Below are 6,465 nucleotides of genomic sequence, written 5' to 3'. Positions count from 1 at the left end.
GAACACGGAAGTTAAGCTCTCTAGCGCCGATGGTAGTTGGGACCTTGTCCCTGTGAGAGTAGGACGTCGCCAAGCAACTAAAACACGAGTCAAATGACTCGTGTTTTTTCGTGTTTTATTTTATAATCCATAGTAATAAAAAATGTGTTTAAAGTATTCATATTTTGTTTAAATACAAGGGAATGTGGCTAGGATAGTGAATAAGCAAAAGAGTTGCAAATTTTATTAATACGTATATAATTAAAGTCAAAGATAGTCAAAGTCAATAAAGGTGGCGGATAAATGAGAAATATATCTGATATCATTGAGCAATATCTAAAGCAAGTTATTGACTTAAGTAATAATAATGTGATTGAAATCAAGAGAAATGAGATTGCGGATCGATTCGAGTGCGTACCATCTCAAATCAATTATGTAATCAATACCCGTTTTACGTTAGAAAGAGGATTTGTAGTAGAAAGTAAACGTGGTGGAGGAGGTTACATTCGCATTATAAAAGTCAAACTGCATGATGATATAGACATTATTGATCAAATGCTTCATATGATTGATCATAGCGTTGCGCAAGGGAATGCAGAAAGTATGATTATACGTTTAATAGAAGAGGGAATCATAACAAATCGTGAAGCGAAACTGATGTTAAGTGTAATAGACCGTTCTGTATTATCAATGGATGTTCCTTCTCGAGATGAACTTAGGGCTCGAATATTATGCGCAATGTTAAGAACACTGAAATATAAATAAATATAACTTTTGTAAAAGATTGATAACTAAGATAAAGCAGTTAAATATTGTAGAAGTTTTGAAAAAGAACATGCACTTTTATTTAAATGGATTCAGGAAAGCGAACAATCTAGTAATGTATGAAAAGTACCATGAGATAGAGCGTTCCTGTTGTAAAGGTGGGGATAGTGATGACTTGTCAAAACTGTAACATAAGACCAGCAACTTTACATTATACAAAAGTAATTAACGAGAAGAAGGCGGAAGTTCATCTTTGTGAGCAATGTGCAGAGCAAAGTGGCTATACGTCTTTCTTTCAATCATCGCAGTCTAACTTTTCATTTCATGATTTATTTGCTGGTTTATTACACGGTGAATCAACAATGTTTGAAGAAGGAAAAAATGGATTTTCAAATGCAGATATAGTAAGGTGTCCAGATTGTAAGATGACATATGAACAATTTACAAAAGTCGGACGTTTTGGCTGTTCTTCTTGTTACGATACATTTAAGGAGCATTTAAAGCCATTATTAAAACGCCTTCACGGTGGGCATACAGAACATTGTGGAAAAATTCCGGAACGTATAGAAGGAAATATCCACTTAAAGAAAGAATTAGATGAACTAAAACTTATTCTGAAACAATACGTACAGAAAGAGGAATTTGAGAAAGCTGCAGAGGTAAGGGATAAAATCCGAGGTCTTGAAATACAGCTTAGTGAGCATAGGGAGGGGGAATAATTCTATGTCACTGGACAAAATTATGAACGAAGCAATTAGTCCATGGATGAAGGGGGATGGCCCTGATTCTGATATTGTTTTAAGTAGTCGAATTCGTTTGGCTCGTAATTTTAAACAATATCAATTTTCCACTATGCAAAACGAAGAAGAAGCTAAACAGATTCATGAATTATTCAAAAAGAAATTTATAAATAAAGCAGTAGGGTCCTTTGGGGAATTTGGACTATTAAAGATGAATGAATTAACCCCTCTTCAAAGGAGAGTTTTAGTCGAAAAGCATTTAATTAGTCCAAATCTTGCAGGGACAGAATATGGAGCATGTCTACTGTCAGAAAGTGAACATATTAGTGTTATGCTTAATGAAGAAGACCATATTCGGATTCAGTGCCTATTTTCAGGATTACAGTTATCAGAGGCGCTTCAAAGCGCCAATCAAATAGATAATTGGATTGAGAAAGAAGTTGAATACGCTTTTGATGAGTCACTTGGATATATTACAAGTTGTCCTACTAATGTTGGCACAGGGTTAAGAGCTTCTGTGATGATTCATTTACCGGGACTGGTTTTAACAAAAAGAATTAGCCGTATTATACAAGTAATTCAAAAATTAGGGTTAGTAGTAAGAGGAATATACGGTGAAGGTAGCGAAGCGTTAGGTAATATATTTCAAGTTTCAAATCAAATGACGCTAGGAAAGTCTGAAGAAGATATTATTGCAGATTTAAAGAGTGTCATTCAACAAATTATACAGCAAGAAAAAATAGCTAGAGAATTAATTGTACAAAATTCAAGTATTGAACTTGAAGATAAGGTTTATCGTTCTTACGGCATACTAGCAAACAGTCGTTTAATTCAATCTGCAGAAGCAGCCAATTGCTTATCGGATGTACGACTTGGTATTGATCTAGGATATATAAAAGGTATATCGAGAAATATTTTGACTGAGCTAATGGTTCTTACGCAACCAGGTATTTTACAACAATACGCAGGTGGACCTTTAGGGCCAGAAGAAAGAGATTATCGAAGAGCAACCTTAATCCGTGAGCGATTACGTATTGAAAAAAACTAAGCGCAAGTAGGAGGCGATTTCTATGATGTTTGGAAGATTTACAGAAAGAGCACAGAAAGTATTAGCTTTATCTCAAGAGGAAGCAATTCGTATTGGGCATAATAATATTGGAACAGAACATATTTTACTTGGGCTTGTACGCGAAGGTGAAGGAATTGCAGCAAAAGCATTAATTGCTCTTGGATTAAGTCCAGAGAAAGTTCAAAAAGAAGTAGAAGCGTTAATTGGGCGTGGAACAGAAGCTTCTCAAACTGTACATTATACACCTCGTGCTAAAAAGGTTATTGAATTATCTATGGATGAAGCGCGTAAGCTAGGCCATTCTTACGTTGGAACGGAACACATTTTACTCGGTTTAATCCGTGAAGGTGAAGGTGTAGCCGCACGTGTTTTAAATAATTTAGGTGTAAGTCTAAATAAAGCAAGACAACAAGTCTTACAACTTCTTGGAAGTAATGAAGCTAGTTCAGGTCATCAAGGTGGTTCAGCATCAAATGCAAATACGCCGACACTTGACAGTTTAGCAAGGGACTTAACAGTTGTTGCGCGTGAAAATCGCTTAGACCCTGTTATTGGACGTGGTAAAGAAATTCAACGTGTAATTGAGGTATTAAGCCGTAGAACGAAAAACAACCCAGTATTAATTGGTGAGCCTGGTGTAGGTAAAACGGCAATTGCAGAAGGATTAGCACAGCAAATTGTAAATAATGAAGTTCCTGAAACTTTAAGAGATAAGCGTGTTATGACACTAGATATGGGTACAGTGGTAGCTGGAACGAAATATCGCGGTGAATTTGAAGATCGTTTAAAGAAAGTGATGGATGAAATTCGCCAAGCAGGCAATATTATTCTATTTATTGATGAGCTTCATACATTAATTGGTGCAGGTGGAGCAGAAGGTGCAATCGATGCATCGAATATTTTAAAACCATCGTTAGCACGAGGAGAGTTACAATGTATTGGGGCAACAACTTTAGATGAGTATCGTAAATATATTGAAAAAGACGCGGCTTTAGAAAGACGTTTTCAACCAATTCATGTTGATGAGCCAAGTTTAGAAGAATCGATTCAAATCTTGAAAGGTTTACGTGATCGTTATGAGGCGCATCACCGTGTATCTATTACAGATGACGCTATTGATGCAGCTGTAAAACTTTCAGATCGTTATATTACAGATCGCTTTTTACCAGATAAAGCAATTGATTTAATTGATGAAGCTGCTTCAAAAGTTCGCTTACGTTCTTATACAACACCACCAAACTTAAAAGAGCTTGAAGTGAAGCTTGAGGAGATTCGAAAAGAAAAAGATGCAGCTGTACAAAGTCAAGAATTTGAAAAGGCTGCATCCTTACGTGATATGGAGCAACGCTTACGTGAGAAGTTAGAAGATACAAAACGTCAATGGAAAGAGCAACAAGGAAAAGAAAATTCAGAGGTTACGGTAGAAGATATTGCAAATGTCGTTTCTACATGGACACGTATCCCAGTTTCTAAACTTGCACAAACAGAGACTGATAAATTATTAAATTTAGAATCCATTCTCCATGATCGTTTGATTGGTCAAGATGAAGCAGTAGTAGCTGTAGCAAAAGCTGTTCGTCGTGCAAGAGCAGGATTAAAAGATCCGAAGCGCCCAATTGGTTCATTTATTTTCTTAGGGCCAACAGGTGTAGGTAAAACAGAACTTGCAAGAGCACTAGCAGAATCTATGTTCGGTGATGAAGATGCAATGATTCGCATCGATATGTCAGAATACATGGAGAAGCATTCTACTTCCCGTTTAGTTGGTTCTCCTCCAGGATATGTTGGATATGAAGAAGGTGGACAATTAACAGAGAAAGTTCGTCGCAAGCCATATTCAGTTGTCTTATTAGATGAGGTAGAGAAAGCTCATCCGGATGTGTTTAATATTTTACTACAAGTATTAGAAGATGGTCGTTTAACAGATTCTAAAGGACGTACAGTTGATTTCCGTAATACGATTGTTATTATGACGTCTAACGTTGGTGCCGAGGCGTTAAAACGTAACAAACATCTTGGATTTAATGTACAAGATGAAAGCCGTGATTATTCGGATATGAAAGGTAAAGTAATGGATGAGCTGAAAAAGGCATTTCGTCCAGAATTCTTAAACCGTATTGATGAAATTATCGTATTCCATATGCTTGAGAAAAAACATATTCAAGAGATTGTAACTCTTATGGTAAATCAGTTAGTTAATCGCTTAAAAGAACAAGAAATCGAATTGCACTTAACGGAAGGGGCAATTTCAGCTATTGCAGATAAAGGATTTGATCGTGAGTATGGCGCTCGTCCACTTCGCAGAGCAATTCAGAAACATGTAGAAGATAGACTATCAGAAGAACTTTTAAAAGGTGCTATTGAGAAAGGACAAAAAGTTATCTTTGATGTAGAAGGAGAATCATTTGTCATTCATAGTGCGGAAAAGGTAAAATAAGTATAGACAAACAAAGAGGGCTACGCGATAGCCCTCTTTCTTGTACGAGAAGGATAAACGTTTATAGACGAAAGTGAAGTGAACTATAAAAAGGTATGGCTAAAAAGAAAACGAAATTTATATGTCAAGAATGTGGTTATCAGTCACCAAAATATATGGGTAAATGTCCTGGATGTGGTCAATGGAATACACTTGTTGAAGAAATGGAGCCAGTTGTATCATCTAGGCGCCTTAATTACGCGAATGCAATTCAAACGGAAGTAACAAAACCAAGACGTCTTACCGAAGTAGAAACAAAGTCTGAGGCACGTATTGAAACGGAATTTCAAGAGTTTAATCGTGTGCTTGGTGGTGGAATTGTAGATGGGTCCTTAGTGCTTATTGGTGGAGACCCTGGGATTGGAAAATCAACATTACTATTACAGATTTCATCACAATTAGCAGATTCTTCATATGATGTATTATACATATCGGGTGAGGAGTCGGCAAAGCAGATTAAACTTCGTGCAGATCGTTTGCATGTAAAGGGTAGCAATCTATTTGTTGTAGCAGAGACAGACCTGCAGCGTATTGCAGCACATATTGAAGAGATGAATCCAGCTTTTGTTGTTATTGATTCTATTCAAACGATACATTTACCTGAAGTGACGTCAGCACCAGGAAGTGTGGCACAAGTACGTGAATGTACAGCGGAATTAATGAAACTTGCAAAAACAAAAGGAATCCCTATTTTCATTGTCGGGCATGTGACAAAAGAAGGAGCAATTGCAGGACCTCGTATGTTAGAACATATGGTCGATGCAGTTCTTTACTTTGAAGGAGATCGACACCATACGTATCGTATTTTACGGGCTGTGAAGAACCGTTTTGGTTCCACGAATGAAATGGGTATCTTTGAAATGAAAGAGCTTGGTCTTGCGGAAGTTTTAAATCCTTCTGAAATCTTCCTTGAGGAAAGGCCGGTTGGTGTTGCAGGATCAACAGTAGTTGCTTCAATGGAAGGAACAAGACCGGTTTTAGTAGAAATACAAGCATTAATCTCCCCTACTAGTTTTGGAAATCCTCGAAGAATGGCGACGGGAATTGATCATAACCGTGTTTCGCTTATTATGGCAGTATTAGAAAAAAGAACAGGTTTACTATTGCAAAATCAAGATGCATATTTAAAAGTAGCTGGTGGTTTGAAATTAGACGAACCGGCAATTGATTTAGCAGTGGCTTTAAGTATAGCCTCAAGTTTTAGGGATAAATCTACGGCACCAACTGATGCAGTAATAGGAGAAGTAGGATTAACTGGAGAAATAAGAAGAGTATCAAGAATCGAACAACGTGTACAAGAAGCGGCTAAATTAGGATTTCAACGTGTTATTATTCCTAGAAAAAACTTAGGAGGATGGACAATTCCGGATGGGATTGAGGTTGTAGGTGTTTCTAATTTAGGAGAAGCGCTTCGTTTGACATTAGGAGGCTAGGCT

At 37.0% G+C, this 6,465-nt stretch carries 5 protein-coding genes; all 5 read left to right on the top strand.

Annotation, left to right across the window (positions count from 1 at the left end; translation table 11 throughout):
* The first annotated feature begins 282 nt into the window (after window positions 1–282).
* The 5 genes from ctsR (at window position 283) to radA (ending at window position 6,462) form a co-directional block, all read left to right on the top strand.
* Window positions 283–744 carry a transcriptional regulator CtsR gene (gene ctsR, locus MRP26_RS28970; protein ID WP_001244560.1) on the top strand — a complete coding sequence of 154 codons (462 nt, stop codon included), beginning with the start codon at window positions 283–285 and terminating at the stop codon, window positions 742–744.
* A gap of 170 nt (window positions 745–914) precedes the next feature.
* Window positions 915–1,463 (top strand): protein-arginine kinase activator protein McsA, encoded by a 549-nt coding sequence (mcsA, locus tag MRP26_RS28965; protein WP_000128385.1) that lies wholly within the window; start codon window positions 915–917, stop codon window positions 1,461–1,463.
* A gap of 4 nt (window positions 1,464–1,467) precedes the next feature.
* Window positions 1,468–2,532, top strand: a complete 1,065-nt coding sequence (gene mcsB / locus MRP26_RS28960; protein WP_000050836.1) for a protein-arginine kinase McsB — start codon at window positions 1,468–1,470, stop codon at window positions 2,530–2,532.
* 22 nt (window positions 2,533–2,554) lie between these two features.
* Window positions 2,555–4,990, top strand: coding sequence for an ATP-dependent protease ATP-binding subunit ClpC (gene clpC, locus MRP26_RS28955; protein WP_000971170.1), 2,436 nt, complete (start codon window positions 2,555–2,557; stop codon window positions 4,988–4,990).
* 95 nt (window positions 4,991–5,085) lie between these two features.
* Window positions 5,086–6,462 (top strand): DNA repair protein RadA, encoded by a 1,377-nt coding sequence (gene radA, locus MRP26_RS28950; protein WP_001085199.1) that lies wholly within the window; start codon window positions 5,086–5,088, stop codon window positions 6,460–6,462.
* The last annotated feature ends 3 nt before the right edge of the window (window positions 6,463–6,465 follow it).

The sequence above is a fragment of the Bacillus sp. CCB-MMP212 genome, assembly GCF_022748145.1.
Lineage (GTDB): Bacteria > Bacillota > Bacilli > Bacillales > Bacillaceae_G > Bacillus_A > Bacillus_A cereus.
The sequence above is the reverse complement of the archived record's forward strand: the minus strand, read 5'-3'. Positions and strand labels throughout refer to the sequence as shown.